Here is a 25,379-nt window from a genome sequence, read left to right as displayed (position 1 = left end):
TTTTGAGCGACCCCCATACGGGGTCAAGAGCAAACGTATTTTTTTGAGCGCTGATACTGCTTCGATCTTGCGATTCAACCCGTTCGGTCGCTACCTGAAGGTAGTTTTATTGTTCTCTGTACGGTCGAGAGGACAAGCCTCACAAAGCGATCCACTCCAAAAAAATCAGTTAGCTACGCCTCTGTCCGTGTTGTTCTTGTTATGTCAGAGCCGTTACGTCTTGTTTTTATTGGTTTGCTGCTATTTGTTATTTTTGTTGTACGTAAGACATAGCAGAAGCCATGCCAACTTTTTCGAATCTTGCGCAGGCCCGCGAAAAACGGGGCTTCGCAGAAAAGCTTGAAAACAAGGGGTCATGAAAATCGTGACTCGGTGTTTCCGTGTTACCCGTTTTCTGTGTCTCAATGCCGGTGAGGGTAACACTGTGTGACAAGTTGTCGCACATTAGCCCGACAAACGTGCTTTTGCCACTCGCGAGCCGTTGGCCCGGCCGAGCACATCGCTGATGCGTTGCCCGGCGGCAACCAACGCGTCCAGATCCACGCCGGTGTCGATGCCAAGGCCCATCAGCATGTAGAGCACATCTTCAGTGGCGACATTGCCCGTCGCGCCTTTGGCATAAGGGCAGCCACCCAGCCCGGCGACCGAGCTGTCGAAGACCTGGATGCCTTCCAGCAGGCCCGCATAGATATTGGCCAACGCCTGGCCGTAGGTGTCGTGGAAGTGCCCGGCCAGTTTGCTGCGCGGTATCTGGCCAGCCACCTCATTGAACAATTCGCGCGTCGCGCCAGGCGTGCCCGTGCCGATGGTGTCGCCGAATGACACTTCGTAACAGCCCATGGCGAACAGTTCATTGGCCACTGCCGCCACCTGTTTGGGCGACACCGCGCCTTCATACGGGCAACCCAGCACACAGGAGACATACCCGCGCACCTGGATGCCGTGCAGGCGAGCGGCCTCCATGATCGGCAGGAACCGGTCAAGGCTCTCGCTGATCGAGCAATTGATATTGCGTTGGGAAAACGATTCCGAAGCGGCGGCGAACACCGCGACCTCCTTGACCCCGGCGGTCAAGGCGTCTTCAAAGCCGCGAAGGTTCGGCGCGAGTGCCGCGTAGGTGACACCCTTCTTACGCTGGATGCCGGCGAACACTTCTGCCGAACCTGCCATTTGCGGCACCCATTTGGGGGAGACGAAGCTGCCGACCTCGATGTAGCCCAAGCCAGCGTGGGTTAAGTCATCCACCAGGCGGATTTTATCAGCAACGTCAATCGGGCGGGCTTCGTTCTGCAGGCCGTCTCGTGGGCCGACTTCTACCAGGCGTACGCGTTGGGGGAGGGACATGGCAGGCATTCCTGTATCAACGAGTTTCTAGAAACAGCGTTTAACACACTGTCATCAAAGGGATTTGCTCAGCGCAGCCTTGCAACGCTCTTCAGCCGTATCGAGCTCCAGTTGCATTTGCTCGATGTCCAGCAGCTGTTGATCGAGCTGCGCGCGGCGCTCTGCAATCTTCGTAAGCATCGTGGTGAGTTGTTTCTGGTTATCACCGGTCGGGTCGTAAAGGCCGATCAAGTCCCGGCACTCAGCCAAGGAAAAGCCGATGCGCTTGCCGCGCAGGATCAGCTTGAGGGTGACTTTGTCCCGGGCCGAATAGACACGCTCCAGGCCGCGACGCTCAGGACACAGCATGCCTTGCTCTTCGTAAAAGCGGATGGTGCGCGTGGTGATGTCCAGCTCGCGTGCGAGGTCGGAAATACTGTAAGTCGGATTCGTCATGAAAAGGCTCGTGCGAGAAGGCGTCGAGCTAACGTACGGCGACCTTGACGTAAACGTCAAGCTGGCCTGAGCGACGCGCTTCGATCTGCAGGAGCCGATTGGCTGGCGCAGGCGTCAGGTCTGGACCGTTGACCTCACTGATCTGACGCATTCGCGAGCCAGGCAATTCCCACCGTCAATCTTCTCGAATCGGTCTTAATGATGGGTTACAACCTATTGATCTGTATTACTTAACCGCCGCTTCAAGTTCTTTCTCAAGTTTGCGTTCTTGAGCGGTGACCAGTTGGCAGAGCTCAATGATCTGCTCGCGCATCCAGCGATTGGCTGGATCCTGGTCGGTGCTTTCATGCCAATACAGGTGGGTCTCCACGGTGGGGACATCGTTGACAGGCAGGTACACGAAATGCAGGTCGTTGCGGCGCGCGAAGCGTTCCGGGACGGTCATGACCATGTCGGTCTGCTGCAGCACTTGTGAAGCCATCAGGTAATGCTGCGAGCGCAGGGCGATTTTACGTTGAATGCCCATTTTCCCCAGCGCCAGGTCCACATAACCCAAACCGCTGCGGCGGCTGGAGATATGAATGTGAGCCACTGACAAATAGTCGTCCAGGCTGATGGCGGCTTTGTTGGCGAGCGGATGGCCCCGGCGCATGGCGCACACGTAGTTGTCTTCCATCAACTTCACGTGCCGCACTTGAGGGTCGGTGTTGAGCGGCGCGTCCACGGCAAAATCAAGCCGCCCAGCGGCCAGCTCTTTAGTGGTTTCCCTGCGTTTGGACAGGAAGCTTTCGATGGTCACTGCCGGCGCCAGTCGGCGAAGCCGTTGAAACAGCGCCGGCAAAATAATGGCCTCGGTCAGGTCGGTCATGCTGATGCGGTAGTTCTTGTTGGCCTGGAGCGGGTTGAAAATCCGACTCTCCTGCACCGAGACGCGCAACAGCGAGAGTGCGTTACGCACCGGGCCGATGATGTTCTGCGCCATCGGCGTGGGCACCATGCCTTGAGCCGTGCGGACAAACAGCGGGTCGTTGAAGGTTTCCCGCAGACGGGCCAGCGCGTTGGAGACCGCAGGTTGGGTGATGCCGACGATCTGACCGGCGCGGGTCAGGTTGGCTTCCGTGTAGATGGCGTCAAACACAATAAAGAGATTGAGATCGACCTTGCTCAGGTTCATTGCTGTGCGCCTCACGCTGCTTTTGTTATTAGGGCTGTTGTCCGGCCCGACTTGGTACTGTCGTTCAGGAACTGGCCTGATCATATATCGGTTATGAATGTTAATACACGCCGAGAATAGGTTAGATAAATGGAAAGGCCTGTTCTAGCATCGTGCCATGACTTGAAACCACCTCATCAGAAGGTAGCTGCCCATGGATTTCGCTTACTCCCCCAAGGTCCAGGAACTGCGCGAGCGCGTGACCGCGTTCATGGATGCTTACGTGTACCCGGCCGAACCCGTGTTTGAGCGGCAGGTGGCAGAGGGGGATCGTTGGCAGCCGACGGCGATCATGGAGGAACTCAAGGCGCGGGCCAAAGCCGAGGGATTGTGGAACCTGTTTCTGCCCGAATCGGAGCTCGGCGCCGGCCTGACCAACCTCGAATACGCGCCGCTGGCGGAAATCATGGGCCGCTCCTTGTTAGGGCCGGAGCCGTTCAACTGTTCGGCGCCCGATACCGGCAACATGGAAGTGTTGGTGCGCTATGCCAGCGAAGCGCAGAAGCAGCAATGGCTGGAGCCTTTGCTGCGCGGCGAAATCCGTTCTGCCTTCGCGATGACCGAGCCGGACGTCGCCTCATCGGACGCCACCAACATGGCTGCCCGTGCGGTGCGCGGTGGCGATGAGTGGGTCATCAATGGCCGCAAATGGTGGACGTCAGGCGCCTGTGACCCGCGCTGCAAAATCATGATCTTCATGGGCTTGAGCAACCCTGACGGACCGCGTCACCAACAGCACTCAATGATCCTGGTGCCGACCGACGCGCCGGGCGTTAAGATCGTGCGGCCGCTGCCGGTATTTGGCTACGACGATGCCCCTCACGGTCACGCTGAAGTGCTGTTCGATAACGTACGCGTGCCCTACGAAAACGTACTCCTGGGCGAAGGCCGTGGTTTCGAGATCGCGCAAGGGCGTCTTGGCCCTGGCCGTATCCACCACTGCATGCGTTCGATCGGGATGGCGGAGCGTGCGCTGGAGCTGATGTGCAAGCGTTCGGTACAGCGCACTGCGTTCGGCCGACCTTTGGCGCGCCTGGGCGGTAACATCGACAAGATTGCCGACTCGCGCATGGAAATCGACATGGCACGCCTGCTGACGCTGAAAGCGGCGTACATGATGGACACGGTCGGCAATAAGGTGGCCAAAAGCGAAATCGCGCAGATCAAGGTGGTCGCGCCGAACGTGGCGTTGCGGGTCATCGATCGGGCGATCCAGATCCACGGCGGAGCAGGGGTTTCCGGCGATTTTCCGCTGGCCTACATGTACGCGATGCAGCGCACCCTGCGATTGGCCGACGGCCCGGATGAAGTGCACCGCGCAGCCATCGGCAAATACGAAGTGGGCAAGTACGTGCCCAAAGAGATGATGCGCAGCGAGCAGCGCTGAGTGTTCAGACTCGATGATCCAGGGAGCGCTTGAGCACCAGCAGCCTGTTCGCCAAGGCTGCGGTGCACCCGATCCTCTCCATGGAACCTGCGCAAGCATCGGCTCGCGTGGTAATCCAGGGATCCCGCCTCAGGATCGGTTCACTCGACCCACACCTCAACGCGGCGGTTCTTGATCCGGCCTTCATCGGCGTCATTTGCAGCGACGGGCATTTCGTCGCCGAAACCGCGCACATCGCGCAGGATCACGCCGCTTTTCAGCAACTCCCGGCGCACTGCCATGGCCCTGAGTCTGGAGAGCAACTGGGCCCGTACCGGGTCGCTCTTTGAGTCGCCAAACCCGACCAGCGTGACCTTCTGGTTGAGCAGGTCGTGGACTTTCAGGTAGTCGGCGACCCGTTTCAGGTCCAGGCGAGCCTTGTTGTCGAGGGTCGCGCTGCCCTGCGCGAAGCGGAAATTAACCGACAGCCGTTCCGCTTCACGGGTCAGATTCTGGTACTCCGCGGGCATTTCCGAAGTGGCCCGTACTTTCACCGCCTGCACGGTCTGCGCGACAAAACCGTTCTGCGCGACGATGGACTGCCCCTGCGGACTTTGAGCGAAACGCACCAGCGCTTTGGCCCATCGCTGCCTGGCGTCGGGCGGCAGGTAGAAATACAACCGGCGTGACAACGGGTAGTCCTCGGTCGCGATCAGACTGATGCTGGGCAGCATGGGCTTCGACGTCCCGTCGCTGATCGCCACCACCTTGGCCTGCCGGACATAGGGCAGGCCGATAAAGCCGATCCCTTGCCGGTCATGACTGACCTCGTCGGACAGCGCTTCGCTGGATTCGAAACGCCGGGTGTCACGCGCCAGTGTCTTACCGAATTTCGCCAGTATCAGCTCATTGAAGGTATCGAAGGTACCGGATTGCTGGTCTCGGGCGTACACATGGATGGGGCCGCCGGTGCTGCCCAGTTGCTCCCAGTCATGAATCTCGCCGGAGAAGACTTTCGCCAGTTGCGCAGTGCTCAGTTCGCGCAACGGATTGGCCGGGTGCAGTATGACCGCAACGCCGTCGATGGCGATCACCTGTTCGGCATCATGACTGCGCAGATCGCCGAGGCCGGACAGCTCGTTGAATTCAGCGTCCTTGATGGGACGTGAGGAAGCGGCGAGGTCCGCCTGACCGTTTTTGAGAGCGGTGAATCCCGTGCTTGAGCCATGAGCAGCGATATCAATAGCGACCGCCTGGCCTGAAGGCAGTTGGCCGACAATCCGCGATTCGTTGGGTCTGATCCCGGGTTGCTGCTGGATGGCCTGCGCGCCTTGCTGGTTGAGCAGCCCGATGACCAACGCAGGGCCCAGTTGCGCGCCGATGGTGTTGGAGCCCTGAATGCGCAGCGCGGGCGTGCCATCTGCAGGGACGGGCAGGGTGGACGCGCGCGCGTGGAGCACAAGCGCTGGCAGCAGGCAGACCGCGATGGCGTGTAAAAAAAAGCGAGTGCGCTGCATGTGCGGCATCTTCTTATGGGCGAGAGATGCCGGAGAATAAGACAGATGCATGACGGCGATGTGACAGCCACAGGGGTTCGTCAGTGGCTGTTCACAATGGCAGCTGGCGGCAGCGCAGCCGCCGTGGATCAGCTCAATTCAAGCCAGATCGGCGCGTGATCCGAGGGCTTTTCCATCCCGCGCAGATCGTAATCCACGCCCGCAGCGAGGATGCTTGGCTGCAGACCATGGGAGGTCAGGATCAGGTCGATGCGCAGGCCGCGTTTGGGCTGGTCTTCGAAGCCGCGGCTGCGGTAATCGAACCAGCTGAACTGATCAACCACTTCCGGGTACAGATGACGGAAGCTGTCCACCAGCCCCCAGTTCTTGAGTTTGGCCATCCACTCGCGCTCTTCCGGAAGGAAGCTGCACTTGCCGGTTTTCAGCCAGCGCTTGGCGTTGTCCGGACCGATGCCGATGTCGCTGTCTTCCGGCGAAATGTTGACGTCGCCCATGACCACCAACGGCTGGTCGTTGGAGAACCGGGTTTCCAACAGTTGCTGAAGGTCGGCGTAGAACTTGGTTTTGGCCGGGAATTTGGTGGGGTGGTCACGACTTTCGCCTTGCGGGAAGTAGCCGTTCATGATCGTGACCGGCAGGCCATTGCGGTCGGCAAAGGTGCCCCAGATAAACCGCCGCTGAGCCTCTTCGTCGTCGCTGTCAAAGCCTTTGTGCAGCGAAAGTGGTGCCTGGCGAGAGAGTAGGGCAACGCCGTAGTGACCTTTCTGCCCGTGGAAGTGCACGTGATAGCCCAGCGCTTCGATTTCAGCCTGCGGGAACTGTTCGTCCGAGACCTTGGTTTCCTGAAGGCCGATGACGTCAGGCTGGTGTTTTTCAATCAGCGCCGCCAATTGATGCGGGCGGGCGCGCAGGCCGTTGATGTTGAAAGACACAATTTTCATAGACGGCAGTCCTGGCAAAAACAAACCGCGATGCTAGCCGACCTTCCTGCCAACGGCCAGCCTCAAGGGCAATCTCGGTCATCGACCGGCTGCTACGCTGTGGGAAATGCTTGGGAAACTCATCGGAACTGTCGTCAAGGCCCGCCACTCGAACGCTTGACACCATCAACCCGTCCGAACGAGTCGGGTTATCGAAAGGGACACGATCACATGCCTGAATCAGCGAATGCACCGGCCGACATCCGTCAACTGGACAGCGGTTACTCCCGCGAAGCTCGGTCGTTGCTGTACCAGGCGTATCGGCATGAGCCGAGCTTCGGCTATTTGTTCGAGTCGGGCCGGTCCGGTTATGAGCATCGAGTACGCGCAACGGTTCGCGAACTAGTGAAGCAGCACTTCCTGCAAGACATGCCGGCGCTTGGGCTGTTTGTCGAGGACCGGCTGGTGGGCGTTGCCCTTATCGCGCCGCCGCAACGGCGTTTGGGCATTACCGAAAGCTGGGCGTGGCGGTTGCGCATGGTGATGAGCACCGGACTTCGTTGTACCCAACGGTATCTGGAGTATTACCAGGCCGTATTGGCGTGCCTGCCTTCCGATCAAGTCCACGTCCTTCCGCTGCTGGGCATCCATCCCGATTTTCAGGGCAAACACTACGGTGAGCAGTTGCTGCAAGCGCTGCACGACTGGTGCGCCGTGGACGATCATTCAAAAGGCATCGTGCTGGACACCGGCAATGAGCATTATCTGGAGTTCTATAAACGACAGGGTTATGAGGAGATTGGAGAGGTGGCTGTAGGACCCATCCGAGAGCACGTCTTTTTTCACCCAAGTCCTCAGGTTTCAATGGGTTCCATGGTCTGACCGCGGATCTTTTGTTCACCCCTGCGGGTTCCAGAAGCACCCGCCGCTCGTGTTAGCATCCGCGCCTATGAAGTTTCCCGGTCGATTCACCAGTGGTTTTATCCTGATGTTTTCCAGCTGTGCGGCGTTCGCCGATGCTCAGCTGGATGTGCGGATCAAACCGTCCAATTCCGAGCTCAAATCCAACATTGAAGGGTACGTGGGCAGCCTCGGCGAGCGTGATGAACAGGCGCTCGAGCGGTTCAGCGTGGGCGCTGTCGAGCAGGCGCAGAAAGCGGCCCAGGCGCTGGGTTATTACCAGGCGCAGATCGACACCGAGGTCAAGCGGACCGATAAGGACCTGCACCTTGTTCTCACGGTAGAGCCCGGCGAGCCGGTGCACTTGCGTAACGTCACGGTTCGGATCGAAGGCGACGCGCGTCAGCTCAAGGCCTTCAAAGTCCCCAAGAGCGAAGCGCTCAGGTCGGGGGCCGTGCTCAACCATGGTCGTTACGAAGACGCCAAGCGTCTGATCCAGAATCAGGCCGCCCGTTACGGTTTTTTCAAGGGGCGATTTGTGGTTCAGCGCCTGTCCGTTGACCCGCGGGCGGGTGTTGCCGACATCGAGCTGGTTTACGACAGCGGACCCCGGTTCTCGCTGGGTAAAGTGACGTTCAGCGGTGATGCGCCGTTCGATGAAGACCTGCTCAAACGCATGGTGCCCTTCAAGGAGGACACGCCGTACGATTCCGAGTTGATCGCCGAGCTCAACCAGGCCATGCAATCGAGCGGATACTTCGAAGGCGTTCGTGTCGATGCTTCACCCACCGATGCACAAGGTCGGGTGATCCCGGTCGATGTCCAGTTGCAGACCCGCAAGCCTCGCACCCTGGGGCTGGGTGTGGGCTATTCGACTGACGTCGGGCCACGGGTAAAAGCCAACTGGACCCGTCACTGGGCCAATGCGCAGGGCCACAGCTACGGCTTCGAATCCGAATTGTCGGCGCCACGCCAGAACGTCGGTCTGTTTTATGACATCCCGCTGGATCCGCCGCTGACCGATAAACTGCGATTCGCCGGCGGCTATCAATACGAAGAAATCGCCGACACCGACAGCCTCAGCAAACTGCTGACGGTAGGTCCTGAGTGGCACAGCAAATTGCCCAGCGGCTGGGAACGGGTCATTTCCCTCAAATGGCAGCGTGAAGAGTACCGTCTGGGCAACGATGAAGGATTGAGCACCTTGTTGATGCCCGGCATCAGCTATTCCTATCTGCGCAGCGATAACCGGATTGACCCGCACAATGGTTACCGTCTGCAGTTCGAAACCGAGGTGGCGAAGGAAGGCCTGGGCTCGGACGCCAACGTGCTGCACGGCACGGCACTGATCAAAGGGCTGACCACGGTTGCGCAGAACCACCGATTTTTGGGCCGCGTACAAGTGGGCGGTACAGCCACCAACGGTTACAAGTCCATTCCGCCTTCGTTGCGATTCTTTGCCGGTGGCGACCAGAGCGTTCGGGGTTACGACTATCAGTCACTGTCCCCGGAAAACTCCGACGGCGACAAGATCGGCGGCCGCTACATGATTGCCGGCAGTGCCGAATACCAGTACTCCATCGCTGAAAAGTGGCGCATTGCGGCCTTTGTCGACCAGGGCAACTCGTTCAACTCGCTGGATTTACCGAGCCTCAAAACCGGTGTCGGTATCGGTATTCGTTGGGTTTCACCGGTAGGACCGCTGCGTCTGGATCTCGCGCACGCGCTGGATGATGACGGCGGCATTCGCCTGCATTTCTCGATGGGGCCTGAACTGTGACAAAGGCGGCACTGTTGAAGCGTGTTTCACTTATTTTCGTGGCAAGTGTTCTGACCCTGATGGTTCTGGTCGTGAGCGCATTGGGGCTGTTGCTTGGGACACAAGCCGGAAGTCGTTGGGTGTTGACGTGGGTGCCGGGCTTGCAGGTCCAGCATTTCTCCGGCCACCTGGGTGGCGCGTGGCAGGCCGACTCGCTGGTCTGGCAGCAAGGCGAGAGCAAGGTCGAGGTCGACGCGCCGGCGTTCGACTGGTCGCCGTCGTGTCTGATGCGAATGACCTTGTGCATCGACACCCTGAAGACCGCGGATATCCGCCTGCACTTTGCACCCTCCAACGACGAAGGCAGCAGCGGCCCGATGACGCTGCCTTCGCTCAAGTTGCCGGTGGCCATCGAACTGGGCGAGGTTCAGATCGGCAGCCTGCACCTGGACGGCACCGAGCAGGTGCGCGACGTCCAGCTCGCCGCCCATTGGACGGCAGACGGTCTGAAGATCGATTCCGTGCACGCGCAGCGCGACGACATCGTGCTGGACCTCACGGGTTTGCTGAAACCCATGGGTGACTGGCCGCTGACTGCACAAGGCCAAATCAAGCTGCCTGCTGTCAGTGGTCAGCCACTGTCGTTGGCGTTGAATGTGGCCGGCGACCTGCTCAAAACCCTCAATGTGAACGCCCAGACGAGCGGCTACATCGAGGCGAAGCTGGTGGGGCAGTTGCAACCGCTGGTGGAGAATCTGCCGGCGGACGTGGCGATCACCAGTGACGGTTTCAAAGCCAGCAAAGATTTGCCCGATACGCTGCAACTCAACCAGGTGACGCTCAACGCCAAGGGTGATCTGGCGCAGGGGTACGCCATTGTCGGCAATGCGAGCCTGCCTGCCGAGCAGGGACCGGTGACGCTGGCATTGCAGGGACGGGTCGATGCCAAAGGTGCGCAAATCAATACCCTGGACCTGACCGCCAGTGACGAGCAGCGGCTGAAGCTCAGCGGATCGCTGGATTGGCAGAAGGGCTTGAGTGCAGACGCAAAGGTCGACTGGCTGGATTTCCCCTGGCACCGCCTGTATCCGGTGATCGACGAGCCACAAGTCAGTGTTCATACCTTTAATGGCGAGATTTCCTACACCGACGGCAAGTACTTGGGCAACTTCGTCGGTGACTTCAAAGGCCCGGCGGGTCCTTTCAGCCTGAAAAGTCCGTTCAGCGGTGATCTACAGCAGATTTTCCTGCCGCAGCTTGAGTTGGTGGCGGGGCAAGGCAAGGCCAATGGTCACCTTGACGTGCAGTTCGCCGACGGAGTCGCCTGGGACACGGCTCTCGATTTGAGCGCCATCGACCCTTCGTTCTGGGTGGCGCAGCTGCCGGGATCCCTGGCGGGTCCGCTGCGCAGCAAGGGATCCTTCAGGGATGAGCGGCTGACTCTGAATGCCGACCTTGACCTCAAGGGGCGCCTGCGCGGGCAGCCTGCGGTGATGCAGGCCAAGGCGGACGGAGCAGGGGACAGGTGGAACGTCAGCGCGTTGGACATTCGCCTGGGTGACAACCGTATTCAGGGCACCGGTAGCCTGCAACAGAAGCTGAGCGCGCAACTGGACCTGAACTTGCCGCGCCTCGGTCAGCTCTGGCCGCGTTTGCAGGGGCAGGTCAAGGGCCGGGTCGATCTGGCTGGCACGCTACAGGCGCCGCAGGGCCAACTGGGTTTGCAAGGTACGCAACTGGCGTACGAGGATAGCAAGCTGCAAAGCCTGAACCTGTCGGCGAAGCTGGACGCTACGCAACGCGCAACCCTCGATCTGAAAACCAGCGGCATTCAGGTGGGTGACACCGCACTGGGCACGCTCGTTGTGAACGGCCAGGGCGACATCAAGCGTCAACAGGTCAAGCTTGACCTGCAAGGGCCATTGCTCAAGCTCGCGTTGGGGCTGGACGGCACGCTCGACCAAGGCAATTGGCGGGGCCGCCTTGCCAGTGGTGATGTGCAAACGGGCGGGCAGGACTGGAAGCTCCAGCAACCGGCGAAACTTGAGCGTCTGGCTGACGGCAAAATCAATTTTGGTGCGCATTGCTGGCTGTCGGGCCCTGCCAGCCTCTGTGGCGAAGATCAGCGCCTGATGCCTGATCCGCGCTTGCGCTATCACCTCAAACAGTTCCCGCTGGACAGTCTGGCGCAGTGGTTGCCCAAGGACTTTGCGTGGAAAGGTGCCTTGAACGCCGATGTCCAACTGGACCTGCCGGCGTCCGGGCCCAACGGTCAGGTGGTGATCGACGCCAGTGGCGGCACGTTGCGCGTCAAGGAAAAAAACCAGTGGCTGGATTTTCCTTACCAGACGCTTAGGCTTACGAGCAGCCTGACGCCCAAGAAAGTCGACACGACGCTGGATTTTCGGGGAGGCAAGCTGGGTGACCTGCTGGCACGCTTGAGCATTGATCCCGTTGCGAAGAACAAACCAGTCAATGGCGAGTTCAATCTGACGGGGCTGGATGTGTCCGTGGCGCGGCCCTTCGTCACAATGGTTGAAAAGCTCAACGGCAAGCTGAACGGCAGCGGACGCATCTCGGGTGGTCTGTTGGCACCGCAGGTCAACGGCAGTGTGGTGCTGAGCGACGGCGAGGTGTCCGGGCCGGAATTGCCGATCACCCTTGAAAAACTCAACGTGCAAGCCTTGATCGCGGGCGAAAACGTTCAGTTGAAGGGCAACTGGCGCAGCGGTGCGACAGGTCAAGGCAGCCTTGGCGGGCACATCGCCTGGGCTGACGCGCTGGACGTGAATGTCAACCTGCAGGGTTCGCGTCTGCCCATCACCGTCGAGCCCTACGCCAAGCTCGAAGCGACACCCGATCTGAAGATCAGCCTGCAGGGCGATCGGCTGGCGGTGTCAGGCAAGGTACTGATCCCCAAAGGCGAGATCACCGTGCGCCAACTGCCGCCATCCACTGTCAAAGTGTCCGATGATACGGTGATCGTTGGCGCGCAGACCGAAGCGGGCAAACCGCCGATGGCCATCGCCATGGACATCAACGTCGAAGTCGGTCAGGAGAAGTTGAGCTTCACCGGTTTTGGTCTGACGGCCAACCTTGCGGGACACGTGCACATTGGCGACAACCTGGACACCCGCGGCGAACTGAACCTCAATGATGGCCGTTATCGCGCCTATGGCCAGCGCCTGACCATTCGCAAAGCGCGGCTGTTGTTCGCGGGGCCGGTGGATCAACCGTATCTGGACATCGAAGCGATCCGCCAGACCGATGACGTGATTGCCGGTATTCGCCTGAGTGGCAGCGCCGAACAGCCAACGACCACGGTATTTTCCGAGCCTGCGATGAGCCAGGAACAGGCGTTGTCCTATCTGGTGCTCGGCCGCCCGTTGGCCACCAATGGCGAAGACAACAACCTGATGGCTCAGGCCGCGCTGGCCCTTGGGTTGGCCGGCAGTTCGTCGACAGCGGGCAAACTGGCCTCCGATCTCGGGATCAAAGACTTCGATCTGGACACCTCCGGCAGCGGCGACACCACCGCGGTGGTTGCCAGCGGCAAGATCACCGACAAACTCAGTTTGCGGTACGGGGTAGGGGTGTTCGAACCGGCGAACACGATCGCCCTGCGCTACCTGTTGAGCAAGAAGGTGTACGTGGAGGCGGCGAGCGGTGTCGCCAGTTCGCTGGATATTTTCTATAAACGGGATTTTTAAAGGGCGAAGGCATCAACGACAACAAAGTGATGCCTGCCAGTAGGTCGTCAGGCCGAATCGTGGTTAACTTCCTGTCTTTCCCGCAACCTCAAAATAAGGACTCAGCTCATGGCTCAAGTGACTCGTAGAGGCTCCCCGGTTCAGATCAGCGGCGAACTGCCAAAGGTCGGCAGCAAGGCGCCTGCTTTCAAACTGGTCGGTGGCGATCTGTCTGATGTGACCCTGGAAACCTTTGCCGGCAAGCGCAAAGTGCTGAACATCTTCCCAAGCGTCGACACGCCGACCTGTGCCACCTCGGTGCGCAAGTTCAACGCCCAGGCAAACCAACTGAACAACGCTGTGGTGCTGTGCATCTCGGCCGACCTGCCCTTCGCGCAAGCGCGTTTCTGCGGTGCCGAAGGCCTGGAAAACGTTAAAAACCTGTCCACCATGCGGGGCGCTGACTTCATGCAAGCCTACGGTGTGGCAATCGCTGACGGCCCGATGGTTGGCCTGACCACCCGCGCTGTCGTTGTGCTGGACGAAAACGACAACGTCCTGCACAGCGAACTGGTGCCAGAGATCGGTCAGGAGCCGAACTACGACGCCGCACTGGCCGTGCTCAAGTAAGTCGTTCGTTGCGTATTGCCGGATAACACACGGCAATACTTCGCAACACAAAGCGGCCTGACTCGATCAGGCCGTTTTTATTTGCAGGTCAACACCTTACCTAAGTAAGCACTCGGTAAATTGCCGGTAAAGGCCCTTTGCTTGGCACCTAACTATGCTTATTGTTCAGCCTCCCGAAGACGCTCACGCGCACACTGGTTGACTTATTCATGCAATCGTCTGGTTCCCGTAACTCCCGCCGCTGGCTGATCAGCCTGCTGGTCCTATTGATTGTCGCAGGCGTCTGTTGGCGGTACTGGCCGGGCTCGTCAGCCAAGACGGATGCCAGCGCGCAGCAATCCGGTCAGGCCCACAAGGGCGCCAGCCGCAGTGGCGGCGCGGGGAAAGTGACGGGCCAGCGCCCGGGTTTCGGCGGCTCCACCGGCCCGGTTCCGGTCCGCGTGGCGCCGGCAACGACCGGTGACTTCCCGATCTACTACAAGGCCCTGGGCACCGTGACTGCGATGAACACCATCAACGTGCGCAGTCGGGTCGCCGGTGAGTTGATGAAGATCAACTTCCAGGAAGGTCAGCAGGTCAAAGCGGGGGATCTGCTGGCAGTGATCGATCCACGCAGCTACCAGATTGCGTTGCAACAGGCCGAAGGCACGCTGATGCAGAACCAGGCGTTGCTGAAGAATGCTCAAATCGACGTACAGCGTTATCGGGACCTGTACAAAGAAGACAGCATTGCCAAGCAGACCCTCGACACCGCGGAGTCCTTGGTCGGACAGTACCAAGGCACCATCAAGACCAATCAGGCGGCTGTGGGTGACGCCAAGCTTAACCTCGACTTCACGCAAATCCGGGCGCCGATCTCGGGCCGCATCGGTCTCCGTCAGCTGGACGTCGGTAACCTGGTCGCCGCCAACGACACCACCGCCCTGGCGGTCATCACCCAAACCAAGCCCATCACCGTCAACTTCACGTTGCCGGAGAAAGACCTCGCGGACGTGATCGGCCATTACCGCAGCGGCGACAAGCTGCCTGTCGAGGCGTGGGACCGTGGTGACGTGAAATTGCAGGCCAAGGGTGTGCTGGCAAGCATCGACAACCAGATCGATATCACCACCGGCACGCTGAAGTTCAAGGCGCGCTTTGATAACGACAACGAAGCGCTGTTCCCTAATCAGTTCGTCAACGCGCGGCTGCTGGCGACCACCCTGAAAAACGTGGTGCTGGTGCCTTCGGCAGCGGTTCAGTTCGGCGTCAACGGCACCTTCGTGTACGTGATGGAGGGCGACAAGAAAGTCCGCATTCGCTCGCTGAAAACCGGGCCAAGCGATGAAAACACCACGGTCGTGACCGAAGGCCTGGTCGCTGGCGATCGCGTGGTGCTGGAAGGTACCGACCGCCTGAAGGACGGCAGCGACGTGGACGTGGTCAACGACAGCAAGGACGTGCCGGTGACGCCTGGGCAGAAACTGCAGGGCCAGCCGTCCAAGGACAAGGCGTCCGGTGAGTCGGCCAACGCCGCGACCGCGAAAAAAGGCAACGTATGAACCTGTCACGCCTGTTCATTCTCAGGCCCGTCGCGACCACGCTGAGCATGCTGGCCATCGTGCTGGCCGGCCTGATCGCTTACACCTTGCTGCCGGTGTCGGCGTTGCCCCAGGTGGACTATCCGACCATCCGGGTGATGACGTTGTATCCCGGCGCCAGCCCGCAGGTGATGACCAGTGCCGTGACCGCGCCGTTGGAGCGCCAGTTCGGGCAGATGCCAGGCCTCACGCAGATGGCGTCCACCAGTTCCGGCGGGGCTTCGGTGATTACCTTGCGCTTCAGCCTGGACATCAACATGGATGTCGCCGAGCAGGAAGTGCAGGCCGCCATCAACGGTGCCACCAACCTGTTGCCGAACGATTTACCGGCACCGCCGACCTATAACAAGGTCAACCCGGCCGACACGCCCGTGCTCACCCTGGCGATTACCTCCAAAACCATGCTGCTGCCCAAACTCAATGATCTGGTCGATACGCGCATGGCGCAGAAGATCGCGCAGATCAGCGGCGTCGGCATGGTCAGCATCGCCGGCGGCCAGCGTCAGGCGGTGCGGATCAAGGTCAACCCGGATGCCTTGGCGGCCAACGGTCTGAACCTGTCGGACGTGCGCACGCTGGTCACGGCGTCCAACGTCAATACGCCCAAAGGTAATTTCGATGGTCCGACCCGGGTGTCGATGCTCGATGCCAACGACCAGCTCAAATCCCCCGAGGAATACGCCAACCTGATCCTGGCCTACAACAACGGCGGCCCGCTGCGGCTCAAGGACGTCGCACAGATTGTCGACGGCGCGGAAAACGAACGGCTTGCCGCGTGGGCAAACCAGAATCAGGCGGTCCTGCTCAATATCCAGCGTCAGCCCGGCGCCAACGTGATTGAAGTGGTCGACCGGATCAAGGCCTTGTTGCCGAGCATCACCGATAACCTGCCTGCCGGGCTGGACGTGGTGGTGTTGACCGACCGTACCCAAACCATCCGCGCCTCGGTCAGCGATGTGCAGCACGAACTGCTGATTTCCATCGTTCTGGTCGTGCTGGTCACCTTCCTGTTTCTGCGGCGCCTGAGCGCCACCATCATTCCTTCCGTGGCCGTGCCGCTGTCGCTGGTGGGCACCTTCGGCGTCATGTACCTCGCCGGTTTTTCGGTCAACAACCTGACCTTGATGGCCATGACCGTCGCCACCGGTTTCGTGGTCGACGATGCCATCGTGATGCTGGAAAACATTTCCCGGCACCTGGAGGAGGGTGAAACCCCGTTGCAGGCGGCGCTCAAAGGCGCGCGGCAGATCGGGTTTACCTTGATTTCGCTGACCATCTCCTTGATCGCGGTTTTGATCCCGTTGTTGTTCATGGCGGATGTGGTCGGGCGGTTGTTCCGTGAGTTCGCCATCACCCTGGCGGTAGCGATCCTGATTTCGCTGGTGGTTTCGCTGACGCTGACGCCGATGATGTGTGCCCGGCTGCTCAAGCGTGAACCCAGGGAAGAGGAGCAGGGACGGTTCTATCGCGCCAGCGGTGTCTGGATCGACTGGCTGATCGGCGCCTACGGTCGCAAGTTGCAATGGGTGCTCAAGCATCAACCGCTGACCCTGCTGGTCGCCATCGCCACCCTGGGCATTACCGTGTTGCTGTACCTGGCCGTGCCGAAGGGCTTCTTTCCGGTGCAGGACACGGGCGTCATTCAGGGGATTTCCGAGGCGCCGCAATCGGTGTCGTTTGCTTCCATGAGCGAGCGGCAGCAAGCGCTGGCGAACATCATCCTGCAAGACCCGGCGGTGGCGAGCCTGTCTTCTTACATCGGGGTCGACGGCGATAACGCAACGCTGAACAGCGGTCGCATGCTGATCAACCTCAAGCCTCACAATCAGCGCGACCTGACCGCCACCCAGGTGATTCAACGCATTCAGCCGCAGGTCGATCAATTGTCCGACATCCGCTTGTTCATGCAGCCGGTGCAGGACCTGACGATCGAGGACCGCGTCAGTCGTACGCAGTATCAGTTCAGCATGTCGTCGCCGGACGCCGAACTGCTGAGTCTCTGGAGCAACAAGCTGGTGGAGGCGCTGGCCGCGCGTACCGAACTGACAGATGTCGCCAGTGACCTTCAGGACAAGGGCTTGCAGGTGTACCTGAACATCGACCGTGACGCCGCCAGTCGTCTGGGCGTGACGGTGGCCAACATCACCGACGCGTTGTACGACGCGTTCGGCCAGCGGCAGATCTCCACCATCTACACCCAGGCTAGCCAGTACCGTGTCGTGCTGCAGGCCGCTGCAGCGAGCGACCTGGGTCCGCAGGCGCTGGACCAGATCCACGTCAAGACCACCGATGGGGGGCAGGTCAAACTGTCGAGCCTGGCGAAGGTCGAGCAGCGTCAGGCGCAGCTCGCCATCACTCACATCGGCCAGTTCCCGGCGGTGATGATGTCGTTCAACCTGGCGCCCGGCGTGGCGCTGGGGCAGGCGGTTGAGGTGATCGAGCAGGTGCAGAAAGACATCGGCATGCCGATCGGCGTGCAGACTGAATTCCAGGGTGCTGCCGAAGCCTTCCAGGCCTCGCTGTCCAGCACCTTGTTGCTGGTGCTGGCCGCCGTGGTGACCATGTACATCGTGCTGGGCGTGCTGTACGAGAGCTACATCCATCCGATCACCATTCTCTCGACCCTGCCGTCGGCGGCGATTGGTGCCTTGCTGGCGTTGATCCTCAGCGGCAATGATTTGGGCATGATCGCGATCATCGGCATCATCCTGTTGATCGGCATCGTGAAGAAAAACGCGATCATGATGATCGACTTTGCGCTGGACGCTGAGCGCAACCGCGGCGTTGATCCGCAGACCGCCATTTACGAAGCGGCCCTGCTGCGATTCCGGCCGATCCTGATGACCACCTTGGCAGCGCTGTTCGGCGCGATTCCACTGATGTTCGCCACCGGGTCCGGTGCCGAGTTGCGCCAGCCCCTGGGCCTGGTTATGGTCGGTGGCTTGCTGGTCAGTCAGGTGCTGACGCTGTTCACCACGCCGGTCATTTACCTGTACTTCGATCGCATGGGGCGCCGGTTCCGCCGTTCGGGCAAGACCGAGGTGGCGGTATGACCGGTCGGTTGCACGTTTCAAACGTCAAGCAGCAAGCGAGACGCAGAACTGCGCACGCGTGGGCGTTTGCTCTTGCTTGCAGCTTGAAGCTTGCGGCCTGGAACGGTCGCTCATGAACCTCTCGGCCCCTTTCATCCGCAGGCCGGTGGCGACGATGTTGCTGAGCCTGGCGATCATGCTGCTGGGCGGCATGAGTTTCGGGCTGCTGCCGGTGTCGCCGCTGCCGAACATGGACTTTCCGGTGATCGTGGTCACGGCATCGTTGCCCGGTGCCAGCCCGGAAATCATGGCGTCCAGCGTGGCGACACCGTTGGAGCGATCCCTGGGCACCATTGCCGGGGTCAACACCATGAGCAGCCGGTCGAGTCAGGGCACAACGCGGGTGATTCTGCAATTTGACATGGACCGCGACATCAACGGTGCGGCCCGTGAAGTGCAGGCGGCAATCAATGCCTCGCGCAACCTGCTGCCGAGCGGGATGCGCAGCATGCCGACCTACAAAAAGGTCAACCCGTCCCAGGCGCCGATCATGGTGCTGTCGTTGACCTCGGACGTGCTGGAGAAAGGCCAGCTGTATGACCTGGCATCGACGATTCTGTCGCAGAGCCTATCGCAGGTGAACGGCGTCGGCGAAGTGCAGATTGGCGGCAGTTCGTTGCCCGCGGTGCGGGTCGAGCTCGAACCCAAGTTGCTCGATCAGTACGGCGTATCGCTGGACGAGGTGCGCACGACGATTTCCGGCTCCAATGTGCGTCGGCCCAAAGGGTTCGTCGAGAACGCCGACCATAACTGGCAGGTGCAGGCCAACGATCAGCTGGAAAAAGCCAAGGATTACGAGCCGCTGATCATTCGCTATCAGAACGGTGCCGCACTGCGGCTCAAAGACGTGGCGAAGGTCAAGGATTCGGTCGAGGACCGTTACAACAGCGGCTTCTTCAACAAAAATTCGGCGGTGCTGCTGGTCATCAACCGTCAGGCGGGTGCCAACATCATCGAGACCGTCGCAGCGATCAAGGCTCAGTTGCCCGCGTTGCAGGCGGTGCTGCCGTCCAGCGTCAAGCTGGACCTGGCCATGGACCGCTCACCGGTGATCAAGGCCACGTTGCACGAAGCCGAAATGACGCTGCTCATTGCCGTGGTGCTGGTGATCATCGTGGTGTTCCTGTTCCTGGGTAACTTCCGCGCGTCGCTGATTCCGACGCTGGCCGTACCGGTGTCCCTGGTCGGCACGTTCGCGATCATGTACCTGTGCGGCTTTTCGCTGAACAACCTGTCGCTGATGGCGCTGATCCTCGCCACGGGCTTGGTGGTGGACGATGCCATCGTGGTGCTGGAGAACATCTCCCGCCACATCGACGAGGGCGTGCCGCCCATGAAAGCGGCGTACCTCGGCGCGCAGGAAGTCGGTTTTACGCTGCTGTCGATGAACGTGTCGCTGGTGGCGGTGTTCATCTCGATTCTGTTTATGGGCGGCTTGGTGGAAAGCCTGTTCCGTGAGTTCTCGATCACGCTGTCAGCGTCGATCGTGGTGTCGCTGATCGTCTCGCTGACCCTGACGCCCATGCTCTGCGCCCGCTGGCTCAAGCCCCATGTGCCCGGCACGGAAAACCGCTTGCAGCGCTGGAGCCAGCGCGTCAACGATCGCATGGTCGCCGGCTACGACCGCAGCCTCGGCTGGGCGCTGCGTCATCGCCGCCTGACCCTGCTGACCCTGCTGCTTACCATCGGCGTGAACATCGTGTTGTACGTGGTCGTGCCGAAGACATTTCTGCCGCAGCAGGACACCGGCCAGTTGATGGGCTTCGTGCGCGGAGACGACGGCCTGTCGTTTTCGGTCATGCAGCCAAAAATGGATGTGTTTCGCAACGCGATCCTCAAGGACCCGGCGGTGGAAAGCGTCGCCGGTTTCATCGGCGGCAACGGCGGCACGGGCAATGCGTTCATCATCGTGCGGCTGAAGCCGATCGCCGAGCGCAAGATCGGCGCCGAGCAAGTGGTCGAGCGTCTGCGCAAGGAGATGCCTCAGGTTCCGGGCGGACGCCTGTTCCTGCAGCCGGACCAGGACTTGCAACTGGGCGGCGGGCGCGAGCAGACCTCTTCGCAGTACCAATACATCCTGCAGAGCGGCGATCTGGAGAGCCTACGCCTGTGGTACCCGAAAGTGGTCACCGCATTGAAGTCGCTCAAGGAACTGACGGCCATTGATGCCCATGACGGCGGCGGTACGCAGCAGGTGACATTGATGGTCGACCGCGACGCAGCCAAGCGCTTGGGCATCGACATGAACATGGTCACCACGGTGCTGAACAACGCCTACAGCCAGCGTCAGGTGTCCACCATCTATGACCCGCTGAACCAGTATCAGGTGGTGATGGAGGTCAATCCCAAGTACGCGCTCGACCCGGTCACGCTGGAGCAGGTTCAGGTGATCACCGCAGACGGCGCGCGCGTACCGCTGTCGACCATCGCCCACTACGAACGCAGTCTTGAGGATGACCGGGTCAACCACGACGGGCAGTTCGCCTCGGACAACATCTCCTTCGACCTCGCCGATGGCGTGACGCTGGATCAAGCCACGGCGGCCATCGAGCGTGCCGTGGCTGCGGTAGGGTTGCCCGAAGATGTGATTGCGAAAATGGCGGGCACCGCCGATGCCTTTGCCGCCACGCAGAAAAGCCAGCCGTGGATGATCCTCGGGGCATTGGTGGCGGTCTACCTGGTCCTTGGCATTCTTTACGAGAGCTATGTGCACCCGCTGACCATTCTGTCGACGCTGCCGTCGGCCGGGGTCGGTGCGCTGCTAAGCATCTATCTTACCGGCGGGCAGTTCAGCCTGATCTCGCTGTTGGGCCTGTTTCTGCTGATCGGCGTGGTGAAAAAGAACGCCATTCTGATGATCGACCTGGCCTTGCAGCTGGAGCGAGGCAGCGGCATGTCGCCACTGGAATCCATCCGCAATGCCTGCCTGCAGCGGCTGCGGCCGATTCTGATGACCACGCTGGCGGCGATCCTCGGTGCCGTGCCATTGCTGCTGAGCAGTGCCGAAGGCGCGGAAATGCGCCGTCCTCTGGGCCTGACCATCATCGGCGGCTTGATCCTCAGCCAGATTCTGACGCTCTACACCACGCCTGTGGTTTACCTTTATCTCGACCGTTTGCGGCATCGCGTCAATAAATGGCGCGGCGTGCGAACGGATGCTGCCCTGGAAACTCCGCTATGACCCATCGTCCGAACGTTTCTGTACCCCAGCGATTGCTGCCTTTGCAGCGCACCTTCGCGGTGGCCTTGTGCGCGCTGCTGCTCAGCGCGTGTGCGGTGGGCCCGGACTATAAAAAGCCGGACATGCCGACGCCCGCGCACTTCAAGCAAGCCGAAGGCTGGACCCAGGCCAATCCGAGTGACGCGATTGCACGCGGCGCGTGGTGGGAGATCTATGGCGATGCGCAACTGAACGGTCTGGTGGAGAAACTCAACACCTCAAACCAGACGGTCGCGCAGTACGAAGCGCAATACCGTCAGGCGGCGGCGCTGGTGCGCAGTGCACGGGGCGCGTTCTTCCCGACGCTGGACCTGACCACCAGCAAGAATCGCTCAAGCCAGGGCACCGGCAGCAGCAGTTCCAGCCTCAGCAGCTCCAGCAGCGGGATTCGTGACACCTACAACGCGCAACTGGGCGTCAGCTGGGAGGCGGACATCTGGGGCAAGCTGCGACGCGGACTGGAGGCGGACAAGGCCAGTGCTCAGGCAAGCCTGGCGGACCTCGCCTCGATGCAGCTGAGTCTGCAATCGCAACTGGTGCAAAACTACTTGCAACTGCGTGTCATCGACGAGCAAAAGCGTTTGCTGGAAGCCACGGTCGATACCTATGAGCGCTCGCTCAAATTGACCCAAAACCAGTACCGGGCGGGCGTTTCCGGGCGCGATGCGGTGGCTCAGGCGCAAACCCAGTTGAAAAGCACGCAAGCCGACCTGATCGACCTGGCGTGGCAGCGCGCGCAGTTTGAAAGCGCGATTGCGGTGCTGATGGGGCAGGCGCCTGCCGACTTCAGTCTGGCGCCCACCACCAGCGTCCCGGCCTTGCCGCAGATTCCGGTGCAGTTGCCCTCGCAGTTGCTTGAGCGCCGTCCGGACATTGCAGCAGCAGAGCGGTCGGTGATGGCCGCAAATGCCAATATCGGCGTGGCGAAAGCGGCGTATTACCCGGACCTGACGCTGAGCATGAATGGTGGTTACAGCAGCAGTACCTTCAGCAACTGGATCAGCCTGCCGAACCGGTTCTGGTCGGTTGGGCCGCAACTGGCCATGACCCTGTTCGATGGCGGTCAGCGCGCGGCCGAAGTGGATCGCACCGAAGCGTTCTATGACCAAACCGTTGCGCAATACCGTCAGACCGTCCTGGACGGTTTCAAGGAAGTGGAAGACTACATGGCGCAATTGCGCGTCTATGAGCAGGAAGCCGGGGTGCGCAAAGAGGCACTGGACGCCGCCCGCGATTCCCTGCGTCTGACCAGTAATCAGTACAAGGCCGGTTTGATTGGCTATCTAGATGTCGTCAACGTGCAAACCACAGCGTTGAGTAATGAGCGCAGTGTGCTGACATTGCTGCAAAGCCGGCTGATTGCCAGCGTTCAGTTGATCGCGGCATTGGGGGGTGGCTGGAATGCCGAAACCGGCCTGACGCATGAACCCGAGATATCCAGACGCTGATCATGAATAAAGGCTATTTGCCATAATTTCGACGGGCTGCCGCGAACATTCTTGGCGGATTGGGTACAATCGCCGCCCTATTCCAGGGCTGTGAAGCCTTATCTGGTTGAGTCATGAGTCGCGCCCCATGCTGATTGGACACTACACGTTGTCGCTGGTCCTGGTTTCCATTCTGGTGGCCATGCTTGCTTCCTACACCGCGCTTGATCTGGCGGGAAGAGTGGCCACGGCCCTCGGCCGGGCGAAGATCATGTGGATCTGCGGCGGCGCGCTGTCGATGGGCATTGGCATCTGGTCCATGCACTTCATCGGCATGCTGGCGTTCAAGTTACCCATTGACCTCGGTTTCGATCTCAGCCTCACGCTGATGTCGCTGGCAGTTGCCATTCTGTCATCAGGCTTCGCCCTGTGGCTGGTCAGCCACCGACATGTCCCTTTGCTGCATGTCCTGTTCGGCGCTTTCGCGATGGGCACGGGCATCAGCACCATGCATTACACCGGCATGGCTGCACTGCGCATGCAACCGGGTATTGATTACGACCCGACGCTGTTTGGTCTGTCCCTGGTCATCGCGGTCACGGCGTCGGCCGCGGCGCTGTGTATCGCGTTGCGTCTGCGCAAGGAAACGCCGTACGTGCGGCTGGCCCGTGGCGGGGCTGCGGTGATCATGGGGTTCGCCATCGTCGGCATGCATTACACCGGCATGGCCGCCGCGAATTTCCCTCAAGGCAGCTTCTGCGGTGCCGCCGTGAACGGCCTGCGCACGGACGGGCTGGATAAACTGGTCCTGGTCACCACCCTTGCCGTGCTGACCATCACCTTGCTCACGTCGGTTCTGGACGCCCGCCTGGAAGCCCGCACCGCGCAACTGGCGGAGTCGCTGAGCGAGGCGAATAGGGAGCTGACCCAACTGGCCTTGCACGACACCCTGACCGGATTGCCCAACCGGATTCTGCTGGCCGACCGTATCGAACAAGCGATGCGCAAGGTCGATTCCCAAGGCGGCCTGTTCGCCTTGATGTTCATGGACCTGGACGGCTTCAAACCGGTCAACGATGCCTTCGGCCACCATGTCGGGGATCAACTGCTGCGGGAAGTCGCGTTGCGCATGCGCGATAACTTCCATCGCCATGACACCCTGGCGCGCATCGGCGGCGACGAATTCGTCTTGCTGGTCGAACTCGAGGAGATCGACGATGCAACGACCGTCGCTTCGCGTCAAGTCGCCTTGGTGGGCAAGCCGTTCACCGTCCAGGACCATGATCTCCAGGTGACGGTCAGCATCGGCATCAGTCTGTATCCTGGCAACGGGCGTACACAGCAGGAGCTGTTGATGAACGCGGATGCGGCGATGTACCACGCCAAAAGTGCCGGCAAGAACGGCTACAGCTTCTTTGATGCGTCGATGAACACCAACGCGCGTAACCAGTTGCAATTGCTTCAGGACCTTCGCGTCGGGCTGCGTGAAGGCCAGTTCTGCCTGCACTACCAGCCCAAGTTCGCCGCCGGTACGGGAGAGCCCGTCGGTGCAGAGGCGCTGGTGCGCTGGAATCACCCGGAGCACGGCCTGTTGATGCCAGATAAATTCATCGGGCTGGCGGAAAAGACCGGTCTGATTATCAACCTCGGCGAGTGGGTGCTCAACGAAGCCTGTCGACAAATGCGCGTCTGGTTCGACGCCGGCTACACGCACTGGCGCATTGCAGTGAACCTGTCGGCGTTGCAGTTCTCCCACGCAGGGCTGGTGAAAAACGTCGCGCAATCGCTTGCGGCGCATGGTTTGCCCGCCAATTGCCTCACGTTGGAGATTACTGAAACCACGGCCATGAGCGATGCCGATGCGAGCATGATGGTGCTCCAGCAGCTGTCGGACATGGGCGTGGATTTGTCGATCGACGATTTTGGCACCGGTTACTCCAGCCTGATGTACCTCAAGCGCTTGCCCGCCAATGAACTGAAAATCGACCGTGGGTTTGTCCGCGATCTGGAGAATGACAGCGACGATGCCGCCATTGTCTCGGCCATCGTGGCGCTGGGGCAGGCGCTGAATTTGCGCATCGTGGCAGAGGGCGTGGAGACCAGCAGTCAGCAAAGTTTCCTGACCCACTTGGGCTGCGACTCGTTGCAGGGTTATCTACTGGGGCATCCATTGCCAGCGGACCGCTTCATGGCGGATATTAGCGCGGCGCAGAACCGCGTATCCGAGAGCACGCTTTGACGTTTCACGCTTTGCACAACACTAAAAGCAAGAGCATAGAGTCGGAAA

16 protein-coding genes are annotated in these 25,379 nt (G+C 60.4%); 10 read left to right on the top strand and 6 right to left on the bottom strand.

The genetic code is table 11. The features are described from left to right. Positions 1–444 precede the first annotated feature (444 nt). From BLS87_RS06415 to BLS87_RS06405, 4 genes are all read right to left on the bottom strand, one after another. Positions 445–1,344 carry a hydroxymethylglutaryl-CoA lyase gene (locus BLS87_RS06415; protein WP_074751175.1) on the bottom strand — a complete coding sequence of 300 codons (900 nt, stop codon included), beginning with the start codon at positions 1,342–1,344 and terminating at the stop codon, positions 445–447. A gap of 54 nt (positions 1,345–1,398) precedes the next feature. After that, on the bottom strand, positions 1,399–1,779 hold the full coding sequence (locus tag BLS87_RS06410; RefSeq protein ID WP_074751174.1) for a MerR family transcriptional regulator: 381 nt from the start codon (positions 1,777–1,779) through the stop codon (positions 1,399–1,401). Between the two features lie 28 nt (positions 1,780–1,807). Continuing rightward, complete coding sequence (locus tag BLS87_RS34895; protein WP_279616204.1) at positions 1,808–1,930, bottom strand: hypothetical protein; 123 nt, start codon at positions 1,928–1,930, stop codon at positions 1,808–1,810. Between the two features lie 75 nt (positions 1,931–2,005). Continuing rightward, positions 2,006–2,953: a LysR family transcriptional regulator gene (locus tag BLS87_RS06405; protein ID WP_074751172.1), complete on the bottom strand. Its 948-nt coding sequence runs from the start codon at positions 2,951–2,953 to the stop codon at positions 2,006–2,008. Positions 2,954–3,146: 193 nt separating this feature from the next. On the opposite strand from BLS87_RS06405, the gene BLS87_RS06400 reads away from it, so the two are divergent. Further along, positions 3,147–4,379 (top strand): acyl-CoA dehydrogenase, encoded by a 1,233-nt coding sequence (locus BLS87_RS06400; protein ID WP_074751170.1) that lies wholly within the window; start codon positions 3,147–3,149, stop codon positions 4,377–4,379. A 140-nt stretch (positions 4,380–4,519) separates the two neighbouring features. On the opposite strand, the gene BLS87_RS06395 is transcribed toward BLS87_RS06400, so the two are convergent. Beyond that, on the bottom strand, positions 4,520–5,875 hold the full coding sequence (locus BLS87_RS06395; protein ID WP_074751168.1) for a substrate-binding domain-containing protein: 1,356 nt from the start codon (positions 5,873–5,875) through the stop codon (positions 4,520–4,522). A 128-nt stretch (positions 5,876–6,003) separates the two neighbouring features. Then, a complete protein-coding gene (gene xthA, locus BLS87_RS06390; RefSeq protein ID WP_074751166.1) occupies positions 6,004–6,816 on the bottom strand; it encodes an exodeoxyribonuclease III in 813 nt (270 codons plus the stop codon). A 210-nt stretch (positions 6,817–7,026) separates the two neighbouring features. Here xthA and BLS87_RS06385 point away from each other — a divergent pair, with 210 nt between their 5' ends. From BLS87_RS06385 to BLS87_RS06345, 9 genes are all read left to right on the top strand, one after another. After that, positions 7,027–7,677 carry a GNAT family N-acetyltransferase gene (locus BLS87_RS06385; protein WP_074751164.1) on the top strand — a complete coding sequence of 217 codons (651 nt, stop codon included), beginning with the start codon at positions 7,027–7,029 and terminating at the stop codon, positions 7,675–7,677. Between the two features lie 67 nt (positions 7,678–7,744). Next, complete coding sequence (locus BLS87_RS06380; RefSeq protein WP_074751162.1) at positions 7,745–9,475, top strand: autotransporter assembly complex protein TamA; 1,731 nt, start codon at positions 7,745–7,747, stop codon at positions 9,473–9,475. 59 nt (positions 9,476–9,534) lie between these two features. Next, on the top strand, positions 9,535–13,164 hold the full coding sequence (locus BLS87_RS06375) for a translocation/assembly module TamB domain-containing protein (RefSeq protein WP_143024323.1): 3,630 nt from the start codon (positions 9,535–9,537) through the stop codon (positions 13,162–13,164). A gap of 108 nt (positions 13,165–13,272) precedes the next feature. After that, the gene (gene tpx, locus BLS87_RS06370) at positions 13,273–13,773 is read left to right on the top strand and encodes a thiol peroxidase (RefSeq protein ID WP_074751161.1); all 501 of its coding nucleotides are present in this window, start codon (positions 13,273–13,275) and stop codon (positions 13,771–13,773) included. Between the two features lie 194 nt (positions 13,774–13,967). Further along, complete coding sequence (locus tag BLS87_RS06365) at positions 13,968–15,314, top strand: MdtA/MuxA family multidrug efflux RND transporter periplasmic adaptor subunit (protein ID WP_074751407.1); 1,347 nt, start codon at positions 13,968–13,970, stop codon at positions 15,312–15,314. Further along, positions 15,311–18,406 (top strand): MdtB/MuxB family multidrug efflux RND transporter permease subunit, encoded by a 3,096-nt coding sequence (locus BLS87_RS06360; protein ID WP_074751159.1) that lies wholly within the window; start codon positions 15,311–15,313, stop codon positions 18,404–18,406. The genes BLS87_RS06365 and BLS87_RS06360 overlap by 4 nt, the downstream gene beginning before the upstream one ends. 112 nt (positions 18,407–18,518) lie before the next feature. After that, positions 18,519–21,626, top strand: coding sequence for an efflux RND transporter permease subunit (locus BLS87_RS06355; protein WP_074751157.1), 3,108 nt, complete (start codon positions 18,519–18,521; stop codon positions 21,624–21,626). Beyond that, positions 21,623–23,113 (top strand): efflux transporter outer membrane subunit, encoded by a 1,491-nt coding sequence (locus BLS87_RS06350; RefSeq protein ID WP_074751155.1) that lies wholly within the window; start codon positions 21,623–21,625, stop codon positions 23,111–23,113. Before BLS87_RS06355 ends, BLS87_RS06350 begins: the two co-directional genes overlap by 4 nt. Positions 23,114–23,240: 127 nt before the next feature. After that, entirely contained in the window at positions 23,241–25,331 is a 2,091-nt protein-coding gene (locus BLS87_RS06345) for a putative bifunctional diguanylate cyclase/phosphodiesterase (protein ID WP_074751153.1), read from the top strand. Positions 25,332–25,379: the final 48 nt, after the last annotated feature.

Source organism: Pseudomonas abietaniphila (assembly GCF_900100795.1).
Taxonomy (GTDB): domain Bacteria; phylum Pseudomonadota; class Gammaproteobacteria; order Pseudomonadales; family Pseudomonadaceae; genus Aquipseudomonas; species Aquipseudomonas abietaniphila.
The sequence above is the reverse complement of the archived record's forward strand: the minus strand, read 5'-3'. Positions and strand labels throughout refer to the sequence as shown.

Excerpts from the sequence above, each read along its gene's own strand:
- BLS87_RS06415 (WP_074751175.1), bottom strand. The coding sequence starts at position 1,344 with ATGTCCCTCCCCCAACGCGTACGCCTGGTAGAAGTCGGCCCACGAGAC.
- BLS87_RS06410 (WP_074751174.1), bottom strand. The coding sequence starts at position 1,779 with ATGACGAATCCGACTTACAGTATTTCCGACCTCGCACGCGAGCTGGAC.
- BLS87_RS34895 (WP_279616204.1), bottom strand. The coding sequence starts at position 1,930 with ATGCGTCAGATCAGTGAGGTCAACGGTCCAGACCTGACGCCTGCGCCA.
- BLS87_RS06405 (WP_074751172.1), bottom strand. The coding sequence starts at position 2,953 with ATGAACCTGAGCAAGGTCGATCTCAATCTCTTTATTGTGTTTGACGCC.
- BLS87_RS06400 (WP_074751170.1), top strand. The coding sequence starts at position 3,147 with ATGGATTTCGCTTACTCCCCCAAGGTCCAGGAACTGCGCGAGCGCGTG.
- BLS87_RS06395 (WP_074751168.1), bottom strand. The coding sequence starts at position 5,875 with ATGCAGCGCACTCGCTTTTTTTTACACGCCATCGCGGTCTGCCTGCTG.
- xthA (WP_074751166.1), bottom strand. The coding sequence starts at position 6,816 with ATGAAAATTGTGTCTTTCAACATCAACGGCCTGCGCGCCCGCCCGCAT.
- BLS87_RS06385 (WP_074751164.1), top strand. The coding sequence starts at position 7,027 with ATGCCTGAATCAGCGAATGCACCGGCCGACATCCGTCAACTGGACAGC.
- BLS87_RS06380 (WP_074751162.1), top strand. The coding sequence starts at position 7,745 with ATGAAGTTTCCCGGTCGATTCACCAGTGGTTTTATCCTGATGTTTTCC.
- BLS87_RS06375 (WP_143024323.1), top strand. The coding sequence starts at position 9,535 with ATGGTTCTGGTCGTGAGCGCATTGGGGCTGTTGCTTGGGACACAAGCC.
- tpx (WP_074751161.1), top strand. The coding sequence starts at position 13,273 with ATGGCTCAAGTGACTCGTAGAGGCTCCCCGGTTCAGATCAGCGGCGAA.
- BLS87_RS06360 (WP_074751159.1), top strand. The coding sequence starts at position 15,311 with ATGAACCTGTCACGCCTGTTCATTCTCAGGCCCGTCGCGACCACGCTG.
- BLS87_RS06355 (WP_074751157.1), top strand. The coding sequence starts at position 18,519 with ATGAACCTCTCGGCCCCTTTCATCCGCAGGCCGGTGGCGACGATGTTG.
- BLS87_RS06350 (WP_074751155.1), top strand. The coding sequence starts at position 21,623 with ATGACCCATCGTCCGAACGTTTCTGTACCCCAGCGATTGCTGCCTTTG.
- BLS87_RS06345 (WP_074751153.1), top strand. The coding sequence starts at position 23,241 with ATGCTGATTGGACACTACACGTTGTCGCTGGTCCTGGTTTCCATTCTG.